The sequence below is a fragment of the Curtobacterium sp. SL109 genome (assembly GCF_026672405.1).
Lineage (GTDB): Bacteria > Actinomycetota > Actinomycetes > Actinomycetales > Microbacteriaceae > Curtobacterium.
In genome coordinates, this window is record NZ_JAPPRB010000002.1 from 824,918 (window position 1) to 843,392 (window position 18,475).

An 18,475-nucleotide genomic window follows, 5' to 3' on the forward strand; every position below is an offset into this window, starting at 1 on the left:
ACATGCGCACCCGGACAGCAGCACCCCTCGCATCGCTCGCCCTGCTCGTCCTGACGCTCGGCGGCTGTTCCGCCGGGCCCGACGCGGAGGACGACCGCTCCTCGCGGGGCAGTGCGACCGCTCCGCCGGCGCCCAGCGACCTGGCGAGCGGCGAGGTCGTCCCCACGGGAGCCGTGACGGACGTCGCGACCGACCTCGAGGCACCGTGGTCCGTCGTGCTCGTCGACGACACCCCGCTCGTGAGCCTCCGCGACTCCGGTGACGTGCTCGAGCTCGCCGAGGACGGCACCCCGCGCACCGTGGGCACGATCGAGGGCATCCGGCACGGCGGTGAGGGCGGACTGCTCGGCCTCGCGGTGCACGACGACGAGCTCTACGTCTACTCGACCGGCGAGGACGGCAACCGGGTCGAGCGCTACCCGCTGACCGGCGACGCCGGGTCCTACGGGCTCGGCGACCCGACGACGGTCGTCGATGACCTGCCCGCGAACAGCTTCCACAACGGCGGCCGGATCGCCTTCGGCCCGGACGACATGCTCTACGTGACCGTCGGCGACGCCGGCGACCGGTCCGAGGCCCAGGACCGCGACTCGCTCGCCGGCAAGATCCTGCGCGTGACCCCGACCGGCGACGTGCCGTCCGACAACCCGTTCGACGGCTCCCCGGTGTGGTCCACCGGGCACCGCAACGTGCAGGGGCTCGGGTGGGCGGACGACGGCACGATGTTCGCGTCGGAGTTCGGGGAGAACGCCTTCGACGAGCTCAACGTCATCGAGCCCGGCAGCGACTACGGCTGGCCCGAGGTCGAGGGCACGGGCGGCACCGACCAGGGGTTCGTCGACCCGGTGCAGCAGTGGTCGACGGACGAGGCCAGCCCGAGCGGCCTCGCCGTCGTCGACGACTCCGTCTTCATCGCCAACCTGCAGGGCCGGGTGCTCCGCTCGGTGCCCGTGTCCGACCCGTCCACCTCGCGCGAGTGGTTCGCCGACGACTACGGCCGCATCCGCACCGTGCTCGAGGGTCCCGACGACACGCTCTGGTTCGTCACGAACAACACCGACGGCCGCGGGTCCCCGGGCGACGGCGACGACCGGGTGCTCTCCGTGGGCCTGTCCGACTGACCCGGGCGTACTGTCCGGGGCATGCCCGCTCTCACCGACACCTTCGCCCTGTCCAACGGACTCCACATCCCCCAGATCGGCTTCGGCACCTGGCAGATCCCCTCGGGGTCTGAGGCCTACGACGCCACCCGAGTCGCACTCGACGCCGGGTACCGTCACATCGACACCGCGCTCGCCTACGGCAACGAGGCCAGCGTCGGCGAGGCCGTCCGCGACAGCGGCGTCCCGCGTGACGAGGTCTTCATCACCACGAAGCTGCCGGCGGAGATCAAGACCGCGTCCGGCGCGCGTGAGGCCTTCGCGGAGTCGGCGGGCAACCTCGACCTCGGCGTCGTCGACCTGTACCTGATCCACGCGCCGTGGCCCTGGAGCGACATGGGCAGCGACCACCGCGAGGGCAACGTCGAGGTGTGGAAGGTCTTCGAGGAGCTCTACGACGCCGGCAAGACCAAGTCCATCGGTGTCTCCAACTTCGCCGTCCCGGACCTCGAGCACCTGCTCGGACAGACGGACGTCGTGCCGCACGCCAACCAGATCCGCTGGTTCATCGGCAACACCCAGGACGAGACCACGGCGTTCTGCGCGGAGCAGGACATCCTCGTCGAGGGCTACTCGCCGCTCGCGACCGGCGGCTTGCTGTCGAACACGGCCATCGCGGACATCGCCGCCAAGTACGACAAGACCGTCGCCCAGGTCGCGATCCGGTACCTGCTCGAGAAGGACGTGCTCCCGCTGCCGAAGTCGACCACTCCGTCGCGCATCGCCGAGAACGCCGACGTCGACTTCGTGCTGGCGTCCGAGGACGTCGCAGCGCTCGACGCCCTGCAGGACACGACCGACTGACCTGCGTCAGCGTTGCGGGGAACCGCATGACATTTCAGATGTCATTGCACTGACGGCCGTTGCCGGACAGTATGTATTCCACATACTTCCTGACCCGAGGAGCGCCGTGAACACCGCCGCCTGCATCATCGTCCGCCGCCCCGACCCGGAACGGCTCCTCGAGACCGTCCGGTCCATCGCACCCCAGGTCGACACGGTCGTCGTGGTGGTCGACGCCGGCTCGGACATGCTGGCGGCAGCGCGGGCCCTCCGTGGCATCGCCCTGGTGGTGGCCGTCCCGCGCGGGACGGGGGCGGGCGCGGCGGCGAACCACGGCGTGCGTCTGCTCGTCGAGCACGGTGCCGAGGTCGTGGTCCGCCTCGACCCCGACCACGTCGCACCCGCCGACATGGTGGCGGAGCTCGTCCGCCGGTTCGAGGACCCCCGCGTCGCCGTCGCCGCCGGTGTCCTCGGGCCGGTCGGCGCGGTCGGTCCCGTCACGGCCGGCCGTCACGGTGGACCGCGCGGTGTCGACGCCTGTGCGACCTCCGGATCGGCGCTCCGCACGGACGTCTGGCGGGAGATCGGCGGGTGGGACGAGGAGCTCGCGACCGACCACCTCGAGTTCGACCTCTGCCTCCGCGTCCGCCAGTCCGGGTACGTCGTCCTGCAGGACCCGGGCGTCGTCGTCGGCCGTCCGGCGCGAGGGGCAGCGGCATCGGCACCGATCCACGACCTCGTCGCCCTCGCTGACCGGGCGCACGACTCGGTGTGGTTCGCCCGCAAGCACCGGGGCGTGCCGCTGTCCGTCCGGGTCGCCGGCCGGAGCCGCCCGGGGACCGCCGCGGCGATCGCGGTACAGGTCGTCCGGGCCGCCCTCGGAAGCCACGACAACGCGCGCGCGCGCACCCACGCCCCCGCGCGCACCCACGCCCCCGCGCGCACCCACGCCCACGACCACGTCCCGGTGCACGGGCGTGCCGCCACGGTCGCCGCCCTGCTCCGCGGTGCGCTCGCCGGGGCTGCCGTCCGCCGCAGCCCCGAGCGGTCCGCTGCCCCGGCGCCGCTCACGGCCATCCGGCACGACCGGAGCCGCAGCGCGGCCTGACCGTGCCCCGGAGTCGCAGCGCCGCCTGACCGTGCCCCGGAGCCGCAGCGCCGCCTGACCGTGCCCAGAGCGGACCGGCGTCTACGCTCGTGGTGTTCGAAGGAGAACCCATGGCGTCGATCACCGACCTCGTCCCCGACCCCGCCGCGCTCGAGCGCATCGCGACCGGCAGCACCTGGGCCGAGGGGCCGTGCTGGATCCCGACGTCGCGGACGCTCCGCTGGTCCGACATCCCGGGCGACCGCATCCTGCAGTGGCACGCCGACACGGGCGAGGTCGACGCGTACGCCGAGGGCGTCGAGTTCACGAACGGCCGCACGCTCGACCTCGACGGCAGCGTCGTGCAGTGCTCCCACGGCAACCGCCGGGTCGAGCGCGACCGGGACGGCGTCGTGACGACGGTCGTCGACGGGTGGAACGGCGTCCGGCTGAACTCGCCGAACGACGTCGTCGTCACCACCGACGGCGCGATCTGGTTCACCGACCCCGCCTACGGCATCACGCAGCCGCGGGAGGGCCACCTCGGGGAGCGCGAGTACGGCGACCACTGGGTGTTCCGCTGCGCGCCTGACGGATCGGACCTGCGCCCCGTGGTGCTCGACGCCGACGAGCCGAACGGCCTGGCGTTCGACCCGTCCGAGCGGGTGCTGTACCTGGCGAGCTCGGACGGGGAGCGCCCGGTCATCCGGGTCTACGACGTCGACGGCGCCCGGGTGAAGAACGGCCGGGTGTTCGCCACCCTGGAGCCCGGCGAGGGCGTGCCCGACGGCATCCGCGTGGACGTCGACGGCAACGTCTGGTCCTCCTCCGGCCGGGGCGTCGTCGTGTTCGCGCCGGACGGTTCCCGCCTCGGGAAGGTCCCGGTGCCGGAGACGGTCTCGAACCTCTGCTTCGGCGGCGACGACGGCACGACGCTCTTCCTGACCGCGACGACCTCGGTGTACCGCGTCGCCACGACCACCCGGGACACCGCCGCCCGCTGACGACGGGCCCCCGCTGCCGTATCCTGACTCGGCCATGCAGTGCGACTACTTCGACCGCGGGGTGTGCCACTCGTGCACGCTCATGGGGCAGCCGTACGCCGACCAGGTCCTCGACAAGGAACTCCGTACCCGCGAGCTCCTGCACGACGCCGTCGAGGCAGCGGGCGGCCCGGGCTCCGTCACCTGGTCGCCGGCGATCACCAGCCCCGAGTCCGCCTACCGCAACCGCGCGAAGATGGTCGTGGGCGGATCGGCCGAGCACCCCACGATCGGCATCCTCGACCACCGGCAGCGCGGGGTCGACATCCGGCACTGCGGCATCTGCACGCCCGGGATCCAGCGGGCGCTCCCCGTCCTCGCCGACTTCGTCACCTCTGCCGGGCTCATCCCGTACGACGTCGTGGCCCGCCGCGGCGAGCTGAAGTACGTGCTCGTGACGGAGTCGCCCGACGGCGAGCTCATGGTGCGCTTCGTGCTCCGCTCCGAGGGGCAGCTCGCCCGCCTGCGCTCCCGGCTCGGGGACCTGCTCCTGGCGCTGCCGACCGCCGTCGTCGTGACCGCGAACCTGCTGCCCGAGCACAAGGCCGTCACCGAGGGCGAGCGCGAGGTCGTCCTCACCGAGCAGGAGACCCTGCCGATGCGCCTCGGCTCCGTGACGATGCACCTCCGTCCGCAGAGCTTCTTCCAGACGAACACCACCGTCGCCGCTGCCCTCTACGCCCAGGCGTCGGCGTGGATCGACGAGGTGGACCCCACGTCGATGTGGGACCTCTACTGCGGTGTCGGCGGGTTCGCCCTGCACGCCGCCCGTCCCGGTCGCGCGGTCACGGGGATCGAGACGAGCGCCGAGGCCATCCGCTCCGCCAAGCAGTCCGCGCGCGAGGCCGGCCTCGTCGACCTGCGGTTCGCGGCCGACGACGCGACCGAGCACGCCCTGCGGTCCCGTCCCGAGCAGACCCCGGAGCTCGTGGTCGTCAACCCACCGCGACGGGGCATCGGGCCGGCCCTGGCCGACTGGCTCGAGGCCTCCGACGTCCAGCACGTCGTCTACTCCAGTTGCAACCCGGTGACGCTCGCGAAGGACCTGGCGCGGATGCCGTCGCTGCGGCTGCGCCGCGCGCGCGTCCTCGACATGTTCCCGCAGACGGGCCACCTCGAAGCCGTGACCCTCCTGACGCGCGTCTGACCGCTCGCTGACCGCGCCCTGGTCGCGACCCCGGTACGGCCTGGAGGCTCGTTCCGGCGCCGTCCCGCGCCTCCAGTGCGCCTGAGGGCCACCGGGTCGCATTGCCAGCCAATTCGCATGATCGCGTACCCGGGTACACGCGATCGGCGCGCCCATGGGGATCAGCGCTTACCGGAAATCGGCGGGGTACGCATCATCCTGGGGTGGAACGCTTGGTCTCAGTTTGATAACGGCCGGGATCTTCCTATGGTTGCCGACCGTGACACCGGCGCGTACCACTGCCCCCGGTGACACCTCAACAGACCGCGATCGGTCGGGGTGGGCAGTGGGCGTCGTGATCCGACGAGCGGCCCCGGTGGAGCAACAGATGAAGAAGCAAACCCGTACCCGTGCCGTCCTCGGTGGACTCGCCTTCGCTGGGATCGCTGCGGCGGGCGTCGGGCTCTCGGCCCCCGCGAACGCCGCCGCCGGTTCCACGTGGGACGCCCTCGCCCAGTGCGAGTCCGGTGGCAACTGGGCCATCAACACCGGCAACGGCTACTCCGGCGGCCTGCAGTTCACGCAGGGCACCTGGGCCGCGAACGGCGGCGTCGGCAGCCCGGCGAACGCCAGCCGCGAGACCCAGATCGCCGTCGCCGAGCACGTCCTCGCGTCGCAGGGCTGGGGCGCATGGCCCGCCTGCTCCGCGAAGCTCGGGCTGAGCGGCACCACCGGTGCTGCCCCGGCGGCGATCCCGCAGCAGGCCGCACCCGCGCCGGCGCCCGCACCGGCTGCTGCCGCACCGGCCGCTCCGGCAGCCCCTGCTCCGGCACCGGCGAAGCAGGTCGCCCCGAGGGCGACCGCCCCGGCACCGGCGGCTGCTCCGGCAGGCCCGTCGAAGCCCGCCGCGGTGAAGACCAGCGGCACGACCTACACGGTGGTGTCCGGCGACACGCTCGACACCATCGCGACGAAGCTCGGTGTCGACGGTGGCTGGATGCAGCTCTGGGCCGCCAACACGACGACGATCGACGACGCGAACCTGATCTACGCGGGGCAGACGCTGCAGCTCCCGGCCTGATCCAGGTCCATCGGCAGCCCGCAGTGGCTGCGAGACACCGGTGTTCGTGCTCCACGCCGCGCAGAGTCGCGGCAGGACGCACGGACACCGGTGTCTTGCGTCGTCCGTGCGCCGGGTCAGTCGTGCGGGTTCTGCGCGAGCCAGCGCCCGAGGTCGTCGGACCGCAGGGATGCGCTCAGTGTCTGTACGGCGCCGGCGTTGACCGCGACGTAGGACTGGCCGTCGGGCGAGGTCCCGCCGCCAGCGGTCGGCATCGTGAACGTGTGCAGGTCGTCCGCGCGGACGTCCCGCAGTGACCAGCCGAGATCGACCAGGGTGCGGAACGTCAGGCCGGGGTCGACGGCGAGGTACTTGCTCGTCGCACTGACGAAGTCCTGGATCCGGCCCGGGTCCGTCGCGGTGTCCTTCGACAGGAGCCCGTCGACGATCCCGCGCATGAACGCCTGCTGGTTGCGCACGCGGGTGTGGTCGGCGTCGGCGAAGGCGTACCGCGTCCGGACGAACGCCAGAGCTTCCTCGCCGTCGAGGTGGTTCGGGCCGGCGACGATCCGGTGCTTCTCGATGCCGCTGGTCGTGAAGGCCTGCGGGGAGTCGACGGTGACGCCCCCGAGTGCGTCGGTCATGCCGGTGAACCCGGCGAAGTCGATCTCGGCGACGTGGTCGACCCGGATGTCGAGGAGCTGCTCGACGGTCTGCACCGTGAGCGGGACGCCGCCCCAGGCGGAGGCGGCGTTGATCTTCGCGGTCCCGTGACCGGGGACGTCGACCCACGAGTCGCGCATGATCGACATCAGGTACACGGCCTTCCGGTCCGCCGGCACGTGGGCGAGAATCAGCGTGTCGGCACGTTCCCCGCGGAAGCCGTCGTCGACGTCGGAGCCGGCGCGGGAGTCGGACCCGATCAGCAGGATGTTCTCCGCGCCGGCGGTGGCGACCGGACGAGCGCCGCCGGGGAACGCGTCCGCGATGGTCTCGGTCTCGCGGTCGTAGCTCCGGGCGAGGCCGCCGATGAAGATGCTCGCGATGACGGCGATGACGCCAGCGATCCCGACGAGGGACCCCACCGTGGCGACGAGCGCGACGAGGAACGGGCGGCGACGGCGGGGTCGTGCAGAGCGACGCGGTCGTGCAGAGCGGCGGGGTCGTGCGGAACGGCGGCCGGACATGCGGGCTCCTGGGATCAGGCCGACGGAGGCGCCGACTCAGTCCAGTCTATCGCATGTGGTATTTCAACGGTGATGTGGTCAGGGCCTGTGGAGGATCCGACCCAGGGCTGCGCGGAGCTGCGGGTCGTCGGGCAGGACCTCGCGCTCGATGTGCCTGGCGGTGTCCCACATCGCCCGGCCGTGGTCCGTGACGGTGACGACCCGCCGGCGCCGGTCGTCCGGGTGCTCGGTGCGTTCGACCATCCCGTCGCGCTCGAGTCGCTCGAGGGTGCGCGACATCGTCTGGGGCTGGACCCGCGCCGCGCGGGCGAGGGTGTCCGCGCCGGTGGGGCCGGTCCTGATCAGGATGTCGATCGCGATGAGCGCCGCGTGCTGCAGGCCGATCGCGCGGAGTCGTTCGTCCCAGTCCCGTTCCACGGCCCGGGCCGCCGCGGCGAGGAGTCGCCCGAGGGGCCACTCGGCGGGGGCGTCGTCCATGGAGCAAGTCTACGGTCGGGTCACCGGCGTCCTCCGTGGGCCGCAAAGTAGTCAGCATGCTGACGATCGGTGTACGCTCGCCGACGTGTCCCGCTTCCTGCGCATCGTGGTCCCCGCCGTCGTCATCGTCGTCTGGCTCGTCGTCGCCGCGATCGGCGGCCCCTTCTTCGGCCGCGTCTCCGAGGTCTCCACGAACGACCAGACCTCGTTCCTGCCGGCGTCGGCCGACGCGACGACGGTGCAGGACCGCGCCGCGGCCTTCCGCGACGAGACCGGTGCCCCCGCGGTCATCGTGCTCGAGCGCGACGGCGGCCTGCGGGACGCCGACTCCGCCGCCGCGGCGACCCTGGTGGACCGGCTCGCCGACCGCTCCGACGTCGACGCGGTCAGCCCGCCGATCCCGAGCGCGGACGGGGACGCCGTCGAGATCGTCGCCACGCTGACGAGCGCCGCCGACACCGGGACCGCGGTCGCGGCGATCCGGACGGACGTGGACGACGCGCTGCCCGACGACGTGCACGGGTACGTCACCGGGCCGGCCGGGTTCACCGCCGACCTCACCGAGGCCTTCGCCGGCATCGACGGCATCCTGCTCGGGGTCGCCCTGGCCGCGGTGTTCGTCATCCTGGTCGTCGTCTACCGCTCGCCGCTCCTACCCTTCCTGGTGCTCGGGACGGCGACGTTCGCCCTGACCGCCTCGATCCTCGTCGTGTGGGCGCTCGCGAAGGCCGGCGTCGTCACGGTCAACGGGCAGGTGCAGGGCATCCTGTCGATCCTCGTCATCGGTGCGGCGACCGACTACGCGCTCCTCTACACGTCCAGGTACCGGGAGGCGCTCCGTGACCACCGCACCGGGTGGGACGCGACGCGGGCCGCACTCCGCGGCAGCCTCGAGCCGATCCTGGCGTCGGGAGGCACCGTGATCGTCGGTGTGCTCTGCCTGCTGCTCTCCGACCTCAACTCGAACAAGGCGCTCGGGCCGGTCGCCGCGATCGGCGTCGCGTTCAGCGTGCTCGCCGCGCTGACGCTGCTGCCGGCACTGCTGCTCGCGTTCCGCAGGGCCGCGTTCTGGCCGCTGCGACCGGCGTACGGCAGCGACCACCCCGTCGTCACCGGGCCGGACGCCCGCGGGCTCTGGGCGCGGGTCGCCCGCCTCGTCGCACGGCGGTCGCGGGTCGTCTGGATCGTCTGCACCGTCGGGTTGCTGGCCATGGGTGCCGGGCTGTTCGGGCTCCGGGCCGACGGGGTCCCGCAGAGCGACCTGGTGATCGGGCAGTCCCAGGCCCGTGACGGTCAGGCCGTGCTCGCGGACCACTTCCCCGCCGGGTCCGGCAGCCCGGCGCAGGTCCTGGGCGACGCGGACCGGCTCGACGAGCTCGCCGCGGCCGTCACCGGCGTGCGCGGTGTCGACGACGTGGTCGCGGTCGCGAAGGACTCGCCGACGGGCACGGTGCCGGTGGGTGCCGAGGCCCAGCGTGACGCGACCCAGGGCGGCGCGGCATCGGGTGCCGATGCCCGGCCGACCGTGTCCGACGGGCAGGTGCTCCTGCAGGCGACGCTGACGGACGCTGCGGACTCCCCGGCCGCCGAGCGGACCGTCCGGGACCTCCGCACCGCCGTCGAGCGGGCGGACCCGGGAGCGCTCGTCGGGGGCGTGACGGCGACGGCGATCGACACGAACGACACCGGCATCCGTGACCGCACGCTGATCATCCCCGTCGTCCTGGTCGTGATCCTGCTCATCCTGATGCTGCTGCTCCGGAGCGTGGTGGCTCCGCTCGTGCTCATCGGCAGCGTGATCGTGTCCTTCGCCGCCGCACTCGGGGTCGGGGCGCTCGTGTTCGACCACGTCTTCCACTTCCCGGGGGCCGACCCCGCGGTGCCGCTGTTCTCGTTCGTGTTCCTGGTGGCGCTCGGGGTGGACTACAACATCTTCCTCATGACCCGGGTCCGCGAGGAGTCCCTGCGCTCCGGCCCGCGCGAGGGCGTCCTGCGCGGGCTCGGCGTCACCGGTGGGGTGATCACCTCGGCCGGGGTGGTGCTCGCCGCCACGTTCGCCGCCCTCGGGGTGATCCCGATCCTGTTCCTCGTGCAGATCGCGTTCGTGGTCGCGTTCGGTGTGCTGCTCGACACGGTCGTGGTCCGCTCGCTGCTCGTGCCGGCGATCGTGCACGACCTCGGTCGGCACGCCTGGTGGCCATCGCGCCTCTCGCGCCGACCGGGTGACATGTGACACGCTGAGACCATGCCAGTTCCCTCGACGCAGCCAGCAGCCGAGCGCAAGCTCCTCCGAGACACCGTGCAGGACAAGATCCGGGACGCGATCATGGACGGCACGCTCGAGCCGGGGGAGCGGCTGAACGACGACGACCTGATCGCCTGGCTCGGCGTCTCCCGCACCCCGATCCGCGAAGCGCTCGCCGAGCTGGCGCGCGCCGGTCTGATCGAGATGGCACCGAACCGCTACACGCGGGTGGCCGCGCCCACGTCGGCGGAACTGCTCGACGCCTACCGCACGCTCGGCGTGATCTACGGCGGCGTGGTCCGCCTGGCGGTCCCGCGGTTCACCGACGCCGAGCGGAAGAAGATCGTCAAGGTGCTCGACGACGCCACGGCGCGGATCGGCCGGGACGAGATCGGTGCGGTCGCCCAGAACGGCACGGACATCTACGCGATGTGGGCCGACGCCTGCGGCAACCCGTCGCTCGCGCAGCTCTGCCGCTCCACCACGGACGGGCTCGCGTTCAAGCTCCGCGTGCCCGAGCTCGCCGAACTCGTGCCGGCAGCGGTCATCCTGCCCGAGCTGGCGAAGCTCACAGCCGCGGTGCGCGCGAAGGACCCGATCGCGGCGGAGCTCGCCATGGAGGCCGTGCACCTGCTCCCGACGCGCGACTGAGCCCCCGGGCAGGGCCGGCCAGAGGAGCGCTTCGCAGGCGGATCCCACACTCGCCACACGGTCACCGGTTATCGTGCTGCAGTGAGCAGCGAACCCCGAGAGACGAGCCTGCGCCGCCGTGGTGGCGCCGTGCCGCCCCGCCATGGCCGCCAGAAGCGTGGCGTCGGTGTGGTCTTCCCCGCCGTCGCGGGCGTGCTGACCATGGCGTTGCTGCTCAGCGGCGGCTACGCGGCGTACGCCTACAGTCGGCTGTCGGGCGGCGTGACCCGCATCGACGCGATCGCCGGGAACACGCCCGCCAAGGACGACGTGGACGGCACCGCGCAGAACATCCTGCTCGTCGGTGACGACCACCGGCCCGACAACGCGACGCCGGAGCAGATGGCGGAGCTCAGCACGGAGTCGGACGGTGGCGCGACCAACACCGACACGATGATCGTCCTGCACCTCAACGCCGACGGCACGCAGGCGACGATGATGTCGTTCCCGCGTGACTCGTGGGTCGACATCCCGGGCGTCGGCAAGGGCAAGCTCAACAGTGCCTTCCACTACGGCACGCTGAACGGCGGCGGCGACACCGGCGGGGCGAAGCTGCTCATCCAGACGATCCAGGACCTCAGCGGCCTGACGATCGACCACTACGTGCGGGTCTCGCTGCTCGGCTTCTACCAGGTGGTCAAGGAGCTCGGCCCCGTCCAGGTCTGCCTCAACCAGGCGGCGAAGGACAAGGACTCCGGCGTCGACCTGCCCCAGGGGGTGTCGACGCTCGACGCCAAGCAGGCGCTGTCGTTCGTCCGGCAGCGCAAGGGCCTGCCGAACGGCGACCTCGACCGGAGCGTGCGCCAGCAGTACTTCCTGTCCCAGGAGGCCCGCAAGGTCCTCTCCGCCGGCACGCTGCTCAACCCGGTGAAGATGGGGAACATCCTCGGCGCCGTCGGCGGGTCCATCCAGACCGACACCGACCTCATCTCGCTCGCGTCGAAGCTGCGGAACCTGCGGCCGGCGGCCATCCAGTCCGCCACGATCCCGACGCTCGGCACCCCGACCATCTACCCGAACGGCTACGCGGTCTCCATCGTCGAGGTCGACACCGTCGGGCTCCCCGCCTTCGTGCAGGGCCTCATCGGTGAGCCGGAGGCCTACACGAAGGCGACCGCCGCACAGCCCGCCGCCACGACGGTCACCGTGCTGAACGGCAGCGGGATCACGGGCGCGGCGACGAACGCCGGGGGCATGCTGAGTGCTCGCGGCTTCCAGGTGGGGGCACCGGGTTCGTCGGACACCACGAAGACGACCCTGGTGCGGTACCCGTCGGGCATGGAGGCACAGGCGAAGGCCGTCGCCGCGGTCGTGCCCGGGGCGGTCGCCGTGCGGTCCACGACGGTCACCGGCGTGCAGCTCGTCCTCGGCACGGACGGCAAGACGGCCCAGCCGGTCGCGGCGGCACCCGCACCCGCGGAGAGCTCGGCCCCGGCCGCGGAACCGGCGCCGACCGAGTCGGAGTCCTCCGAGCCCGCGCCGTCGTCGACGGACGTCAAGAGCTACGGCAAGGACGGCGTCTGCATCAACTGACGGGTACGGTCGACGGGTGGACAACGCAGCCCGTCCGATCACCCTGATGACCTACAACGTGAAGAACCCCGACCCGGCGCACAACTGGCCGGCCCGGGTCCCCGTCCTGCTGGACATCGTCCGTCGCAACGACCCCGACCTCCTCTGCGTGCAGGAGGCCTTCGACCACCAGATGGACGACCTGCGGCAGGGACTGCCCGGGTACACCGCGATCGGCCAGGGCCGTGAGGGCGGCACGGCGGGCGAACACGCGGCCGTCTTCTTCCGCACGAGCCGGTTCCGCCCGGACGAGGACGGCTCCTTCTGGCTCTCCGACACCCCGGACGAGCCCGCGTCGAACACCTGGGGCAGCGTCTACCCGCGCATCGCCAACCACGTGCGCTTCCTCGACGTCGAGGGGCCGACGTTCACGCTCCTGACGACGCACCTCGACCACGAGCCGAACGCGCACGGCGACGAGGTCCGCGGACGCAGCGCCGCCCTCATCGTCGAGCGTCTGGCCGGCACCGGCGGGCCCGTCGTCGTCGCGGGCGACTGCAACGAGCCGGCCGGGACGGGGAGCGCGTCCCGCGTCTTCGCGGAGGCCGGGTACACGGACGCCTGGACGGTGGCCGGTGACCCCGACGACCGGACGGCGACGTACAACGACTGGGAGCCGCCGGTCGACTCCGGGGAGCGCATCGACTGGGTCCTCACGAAGGACGTCGCCGGCGTCGACCGCGTGCGCATCGACCACGACGGGCCGGAGACCTGGTTCGCGAGCGACCACTTCCCGGTCATCGCGACCCTGCGCATGTGACCCTCGGGTCGCAGGGCGGAGGGCTCAGCAGCCCCGCGTCGCGTGCACGGGCATCGGCGACCCGATCACCGTGACCGTGGTGCCGTCGGTGAGCGCGGAGACGCCGTTCCTGCCGGCACCGCGATGGTCGGAGGACCAGCCGTCCTCGAGCAGGACCTGCCAGGCCTCGGCGTCCTCGGATCCGAGTGACTCGCGGTCGTCGGCATCGGCGTGACGGATGCGGTCCTCGACGTCGTCGCCGACCTGGACGCCGTGCGGGCCCTGCAGCTCGACGAGGTCACCGGCACGGGTGCGGACCTCGTCGCGGAGGACCCGGACCTCCACCGAGTTGCCGAGCGCCGACGGCGTGGCCAGCGCGGCGACACGGACGGCGCCGCCCCACGTGGAGGTCGTGGTGGCGGGGTAGCAACGACCACCGGAGCCCTCGGGGGTCTGCGACCGGGACGGTGACCCGAGGAGCCGTGTGAGCAGTCGGACGGTGGTGCCGGCGTCCCGCATGGAGGCGACGGACACGGTCCGACGGCCGTCGCGGAGCGTGATGGCCTCGGCGTCGAGCTCGATGGTGTCCACCCGCTTGAGCTTGCCGGTCGGCACCCACGTGGCGCTCGGCGACGGGGTGAGCTCGGCGGCGACGGCACGGTCGTCGGGCAGGGACCCACGCGCGAGGTCGGCCGACGTCACGCCCGCCAGGACGGCGAGCGCGGCGGTGCCGAGCACGAGCAGGGTCCGGGGAGTCACTCGTCGACGGTACGACCACGACCCCGGATGTGCGACGGGTGTTACCGAATCGGAGCCGGGCCGTCACCGGACCGTGATGTTCGTGACGGAGGCGGGGCGAGCCTCCCGGCCCGTCGTGAACCGGCTGTTCCTGGACTGGACAGGTCTTGTACATGTACCGTTCCTGCCATGCCCGTCTCATCGAAGCGGCGCCTCGTCGCCGACGCCCTGCGCGACGCCATCGGGACCGGCCGCTACGGCCACGGTGAGCGACTGCCGGGCGAGCACGAGCTGGCGGAGCGGTTCTCGGTCAGCCGCGGCACCGTCCGCGCGGCGCTCGCCGACCTGGCCGACGACGAGTACATCGCGACCCACGGCGGCATCGGGTCCGTCGTGACCTTCGACGGCGCCGCCCTCGACCCGCGGGCCGGCTGGGCGCGGTCGATCGCCGGCAGCGGCGCCGAGGTCCGGGCGGTCACGCTCCGGATCGAGCGGGTCGTGGACCCCGAGCTCGCCAGCGTCGTCGGGGCCGATCCCGAGCTGGTCGCGGTCGACCGCGTGCGCTCGGTCGTCGACGGACCGGCGGTCTCCTACGAGCGGAGCCTCGTCCCCCGCGTCGGCCGACTGGACCGATCCGTCGAGGACGGCCTGGTCGACGGGTCCCTCAGCGCCACCATCGCGGCGGCCGGCCTGGTCCCCGCCCGGGCCGAGCAGTGGATCGACGTCCGCCCGCTCGACGAGTCCGAGGCACTCGTGCTGGGTCGTCCCGCGGGTACGCCCTTCCTGCACAGCCGACGGGTCTCCCGGTCCGCGGGGGGAGCGTTCGTCGAGGCAGTCGACAGCCTGCTCGACCCCGACCGGTTCCGGATCCACATGCGGTTCGGTCAGCCGTCCGCAGAGCTGACGACCCCGGCGCTGACGACCCCGGCGCTGACGACCCCGGCGCGGACGACGCCGGCGTCGACGACCCCGAACCGGACCCACGACCGCTCCACACGACAGGACACCGCCCGATGACCCCCCACGACCACGCGCTCGCCGCCCTCCAGGGCCTCGCGATCGGCGACGCGCTCGGCATGCCCACGCAGTCGATGTCCCTCGCCGAGATCCGCGCCGACCACGGGCGCATCACGGGCTTCGTCGACGCCGGCCCCCGGCAGCGGATCGCGCACGGCATGCCCGCCGCGAGCGTCACCGACGACACCGAGCAGGCCGTCCTCGTCGCCCGGCTGCTCGTCGAGGGCGACGGGCGGCTCGACCCGACCCGGTTCGCCGAGGCCCTGATCGCCTGGGAGCGGGCGATGGCGGCGAAGGGGTCGCTCGACCTGCTCGGCCCCAGCACGAAGACCGCCGTGCAGCGCATCCTCGACGGTGTCCCCGTGTCCGAGGCCGGCTCCACCGGGACCACGAACGGCGCGGCGATGCGGATCACCCCGGTCGGGATCACCACGCGGGCCGACGACCTCGAAGCGCTGGTCGACGCGGTGCAGGACGCCTGCCGGGTCACCCACGACACCGGGCTCGGCATCGCCGGTGCCGCCGCGGTCGCCGCCGCGGTGAGCGCCGGGATCGACGGGGCCTCCCGGGCCGAGGCCCTCGACGTCGCGGTCGCCGCGGCGCGGATCGGGGAGCGCCGCGGCCACTGGGTCGCCGGTGCCTCGATCGCGGCGAAGACGAGCTGGGCGCGCGGGTTCCTGCCGACGATCCCGGCCGACGAGCGCATCGCCACCGTCGACGGCGTGATCGGCACCAGCGTCGCGAGCCAGGAGTCCGTCGTGGCGGCACTCGCTCTCGTGTCCCTCGACCTCGAACCGTGGGAGACGCTCTGCGCCGCCGCGAGCCTCGGTGGCGACACCGACACGATCGCGGCGATGGCCGGCGCCGTGCTCGGCGCCGTGCACGGACCGTCGGCGTGGCCGGACGGCGCCGCCGAGCAGGTCGAGCGCGTCAACGACTTGCGGTTCGCCGACGTCGTGACGCCGCTCCTCGCGCTGCGCCCCACCGCGTAGCCCCCCGAGCCCCCGGTCGGTGGCGTCCCCCAGCGCCATCGACTGGGCCCTTCCCCGCACCCCAACCCACCCGCCCCCCACCCACGAAGCCCTTCCGACGACGTAAGAGGAATGATGTCCGACACCGCTCCCCACTCCAGCGGCACGCTCACCAGCATCGAACAGCGCGGGATCGAGCCCGTCCCCGCCGCCGAGCGCACCGGGAACGCCGGCGCGCTGTTCTGGGTCTGGTTCGCCGCGAACATCTCGATCCTCGGGCTGCCGCTCGGGGCGACCCTGGTGGCCTTCCAGCACCTGAACATCTGGCAGGCGCTGCTCGTCGCCGTGATCGGCGCCGCCGGGTCGTTCGCCGTCGTCGGCGTGATCTCGGTCGCGGGTCGTCGGGGCGGTGCACCCGGTCTGACCCTGAGCCGCGCGGTGTTCGGCGTGCGCGGCAACATCGGCCCGACGTTCGTGTCGTTGCTCTCCCGGCTGGGCTGGGAGACGGTGAACACGACGACGGCCGCGTTCGTGCTGCTGTCGCTCTTCACGATCCTGTTCGGTACGGACGGCGACGCCAAGCACGCCCCGCTGCTGACGATCGTCGCGATCCTGGTGTTCGTCGCCGCGACCGTGCTCATCTCCGGCCTCGGCCACGCGTTCATCGTCGCCGTGCAGAAGTGGGCGACGTGGGTGTTCGGTGCGCTGAACGTGTTCGTCGCCGTGTTCCTGGTGCTCCGCGTCGACTGGCACGTCGTCGGCAGCGCCCCCGCCGGGCCGTTCGCCGCGATGGCGATCGGCATCGGCACGATCGCCGCCGGCACCGGCATCGGCTGGGCCACCGCCGGCGCGGACATCGCCCGGTACTCCAGGCGCAGCGTCCGCGCGTCCAAGCTCGTCGCCGCGAGCGCCGCCGGTGCCGGCATCCCGCTCGTGCTGCTCGTGGGGCTCGGCGCGCTCGTGTCCGCCGGTGACCCGACGCTCGCCCAGGCCGGTGACCCCGTCGCCGCGATCCGCGACCTGCTGCCCGGCTGGATGGCCGTGCCGTACCTGATCGCCGCGTTCGGAGGGCTGCTGCTCTCGAACCACCTGTCCGTCTACTCGGCGAGCCTCACCACGCTGACCCTCGGCATCAAGGTGCCCCGGGTGTGGGCGGTGGCCGTCGACGTCGTCGTGACGACGCTCGGCGCGATGTACTTCATGCTCGTGGCCGACGGGTTCTACGCGCCGTTCATCACGTTCATCTCGGTGCTGGCCGTCCCGATCACCGCCTGGCTCGGCGTCTTCATCGCCGACATCGTCCGACGCACCTGGTACGACCCCGAGGCCCTGCTCGACCTCCGTGCGGGCGGCCGCTACTGGTACTCCGGCGGCATCGCCTGGCGCGCCGTCATCGCCTGGGCCGTGGCGATCGTCGTCGGGTTCCTGTTCACGAACGTGCAGGTCGGCGACGCGGACCCGGTCTTCGTCGGGGCGTTCTCCTCGACGTGGATCGGTGCGAACGGCCTCGGCTGGATCGTCACGTTCATCGTCGCCGCCGCGATCTACGCGCTCAGCGGTGGCCCGAGGGGCGTCCTGCACGAACCCGCGGACGAGTCCGCCCCGATGCCGGTCCGCGAGCGCGCCTGATGCCTCGGCTGGTCTCGGTCGGCAACGTGGTCGTCGACATCGTGATGCGGATCGGCACCATGCCCGAGCCCGGCGGTGACGTCATCGCGTCGTCGTCGGAGATCACGGCCGGCGGCGGGCTCAACACGATGGTCGCCGCGCGCCGCGACGGCATGGAGGTCGTCTTCGCCGGCCAGTACGGCACCGGCCCGTTCGGCGACGTCGTCCGCCGAGCCCTCGTCGACGCTGACGTCGAGGTCCTGCAGCCCGGCCTCGACGACGTCGACAGCGGCTACTGCGTCGCGCTCGTGGATGCCTCGACCGAGCGCACCTTCGTCACGAGCGTCGGCGCCGAGGGCCGGCTCGGTGCCGAGGAGCTCGCCCGCGTCACGCTGCACGACGACGACACGCTGTTCGTCTCCGGCTACGGCCTGGCGCACCCCGTGAACGGCCGCGCGATCGCGGACTGGCTCGGGTCCGTCCCTGCCGGTGTGCGGGTCGTGTTCGACCCGTCGCCGCTCGTCGACACGCTCGACCCGGCGGTGCTCGGCCCCGTCATGGCGCGTGCGGACGTGCTGTCCACGAACGCCCGGGAGGCTCGGCTCCTGTCCCCGGGGTCGGCCGACCTCCGACAGGCGGTCACTGCCATCGCCGCCGGAGCGCCCGGCACGGTGCTGGTGCGCGACGGCGGGGCCGGGTGCTGGGTGGCCGATCCGTCGCTGCCCGACGGACCCGTCCTGATGCCGGGCTTCCCCGTGACGGCCGTCGACACGAACGGCGCCGGGGACGCGCACGGTGGCGTGCTCGTCGCGGCGCTCTCCCGTGGTGAGGGGATCCTCGGCGCGGTCCGGCGCGCGAACGCGGCCGCGGCGATCGCGGTCACCCGGCCGGGGCCGGCGACGGCGCCCACCCGGGCCGAGACGGACGCGTTCCTGGCCCCGCACCGGACAGCCGCCGAACGCCGGGGGTGAC

General features: G+C 72.8%; 17 protein-coding genes. 14 read left to right on the top strand and 3 right to left on the bottom strand.

The features are described from left to right. Positions 1-2: 2 nt before the first annotated feature. From OVA28_RS05415 to OVA28_RS05440, 6 genes are all read left to right on the top strand, one after another. Complete coding sequence (locus tag OVA28_RS05415; protein ID WP_268096064.1) at positions 3-1,121, top strand: PQQ-dependent sugar dehydrogenase; 1,119 nt, start codon at positions 3-5, stop codon at positions 1,119-1,121. Positions 1,122-1,142: 21 nt separating this feature from the next. Next, positions 1,143-1,964: an aldo/keto reductase gene (locus OVA28_RS05420; protein ID WP_194659805.1), complete on the top strand. Its 822-nt coding sequence runs from the start codon at positions 1,143-1,145 to the stop codon at positions 1,962-1,964. Between the two features lie 106 nt (positions 1,965-2,070). Further along, complete coding sequence (locus tag OVA28_RS05425) at positions 2,071-3,051, top strand: glycosyltransferase (RefSeq protein ID WP_268096066.1); 981 nt, start codon at positions 2,071-2,073, stop codon at positions 3,049-3,051. 110 nt (positions 3,052-3,161) lie between these two features. Then, on the top strand, positions 3,162-4,034 hold the full coding sequence (locus OVA28_RS05430) for an SMP-30/gluconolactonase/LRE family protein (RefSeq protein ID WP_268096067.1): 873 nt from the start codon (positions 3,162-3,164) through the stop codon (positions 4,032-4,034). 34 nt (positions 4,035-4,068) lie between these two features. Continuing rightward, on the top strand, positions 4,069-5,220 hold the full coding sequence (gene rlmC / locus OVA28_RS05435) for a 23S rRNA (uracil(747)-C(5))-methyltransferase RlmC (RefSeq protein ID WP_268096068.1): 1,152 nt from the start codon (positions 4,069-4,071) through the stop codon (positions 5,218-5,220). Between the two features lie 367 nt (positions 5,221-5,587). Beyond that, the gene (locus tag OVA28_RS05440; protein WP_268096069.1) at positions 5,588-6,280 is read left to right on the top strand and encodes a LysM peptidoglycan-binding domain-containing protein; all 693 of its coding nucleotides are present in this window, start codon (positions 5,588-5,590) and stop codon (positions 6,278-6,280) included. A gap of 116 nt (positions 6,281-6,396) precedes the next feature. On the opposite strand, the gene OVA28_RS05445 is transcribed toward OVA28_RS05440, so the two are convergent. Next, entirely contained in the window at positions 6,397-7,446 is a 1,050-nt protein-coding gene (locus OVA28_RS05445) for an LCP family protein (protein WP_268096070.1), read from the bottom strand. Positions 7,447-7,524: 78 nt separating this feature from the next. Next, positions 7,525-7,923 (bottom strand): MarR family winged helix-turn-helix transcriptional regulator, encoded by a 399-nt coding sequence (locus OVA28_RS05450; protein ID WP_268096072.1) that lies wholly within the window; start codon positions 7,921-7,923, stop codon positions 7,525-7,527. Positions 7,924-8,008: 85 nt separating this feature from the next. Between OVA28_RS05450 and OVA28_RS05455 the strand changes: the two genes are divergently transcribed. The 4 genes from OVA28_RS05455 (at position 8,009) to OVA28_RS05470 (ending at position 13,190) form a co-directional block, all read left to right on the top strand. Next, positions 8,009-10,156 (top strand): MMPL family transporter, encoded by a 2,148-nt coding sequence (locus OVA28_RS05455; protein WP_268096074.1) that lies wholly within the window; start codon positions 8,009-8,011, stop codon positions 10,154-10,156. Between the two features lie 12 nt (positions 10,157-10,168). Next, a complete protein-coding gene (locus OVA28_RS05460; RefSeq protein ID WP_194659813.1) occupies positions 10,169-10,819 on the top strand; it encodes a GntR family transcriptional regulator in 651 nt (216 codons plus the stop codon). An 81-nt stretch (positions 10,820-10,900) separates the two neighbouring features. Continuing rightward, positions 10,901-12,391, top strand: a complete 1,491-nt coding sequence (locus OVA28_RS05465) for an LCP family protein (protein ID WP_268096075.1) — start codon at positions 10,901-10,903, stop codon at positions 12,389-12,391. A 16-nt stretch (positions 12,392-12,407) separates the two neighbouring features. Then, positions 12,408-13,190: an endonuclease/exonuclease/phosphatase family protein gene (locus tag OVA28_RS05470; protein ID WP_268096076.1), complete on the top strand. Its 783-nt coding sequence runs from the start codon at positions 12,408-12,410 to the stop codon at positions 13,188-13,190. 24 nt (positions 13,191-13,214) lie between these two features. Here the strand turns inward: OVA28_RS05470 and OVA28_RS05475 are convergent, their stop codons facing one another. After that, positions 13,215-13,928, bottom strand: coding sequence for a hypothetical protein (locus tag OVA28_RS05475; protein ID WP_268096077.1), 714 nt, complete (start codon positions 13,926-13,928; stop codon positions 13,215-13,217). A gap of 168 nt (positions 13,929-14,096) precedes the next feature. Here OVA28_RS05475 and OVA28_RS05480 point away from each other — a divergent pair, with 168 nt between their 5' ends. The 4 genes from OVA28_RS05480 (at position 14,097) to OVA28_RS05495 (ending at position 18,474) form a co-directional block, all read left to right on the top strand. Next, positions 14,097-14,924, top strand: coding sequence for a GntR family transcriptional regulator (locus OVA28_RS05480; RefSeq protein WP_268096078.1), 828 nt, complete (start codon positions 14,097-14,099; stop codon positions 14,922-14,924). Further along, on the top strand, positions 14,921-15,916 hold the full coding sequence (locus tag OVA28_RS05485) for an ADP-ribosylglycohydrolase family protein (RefSeq protein ID WP_268096080.1): 996 nt from the start codon (positions 14,921-14,923) through the stop codon (positions 15,914-15,916). Before OVA28_RS05480 ends, OVA28_RS05485 begins: the two co-directional genes overlap by 4 nt. 114 nt (positions 15,917-16,030) lie before the next feature. After that, positions 16,031-17,524, top strand: coding sequence for a purine-cytosine permease family protein (locus OVA28_RS05490; protein WP_268096081.1), 1,494 nt, complete (start codon positions 16,031-16,033; stop codon positions 17,522-17,524). Further along, positions 17,524-18,474 carry a PfkB family carbohydrate kinase gene (locus tag OVA28_RS05495; protein WP_268096083.1) on the top strand — a complete coding sequence of 317 codons (951 nt, stop codon included), beginning with the start codon at positions 17,524-17,526 and terminating at the stop codon, positions 18,472-18,474. The genes OVA28_RS05490 and OVA28_RS05495 overlap by 1 nt, the downstream gene beginning before the upstream one ends. Position 18,475 lies beyond the last annotated feature (1 nt).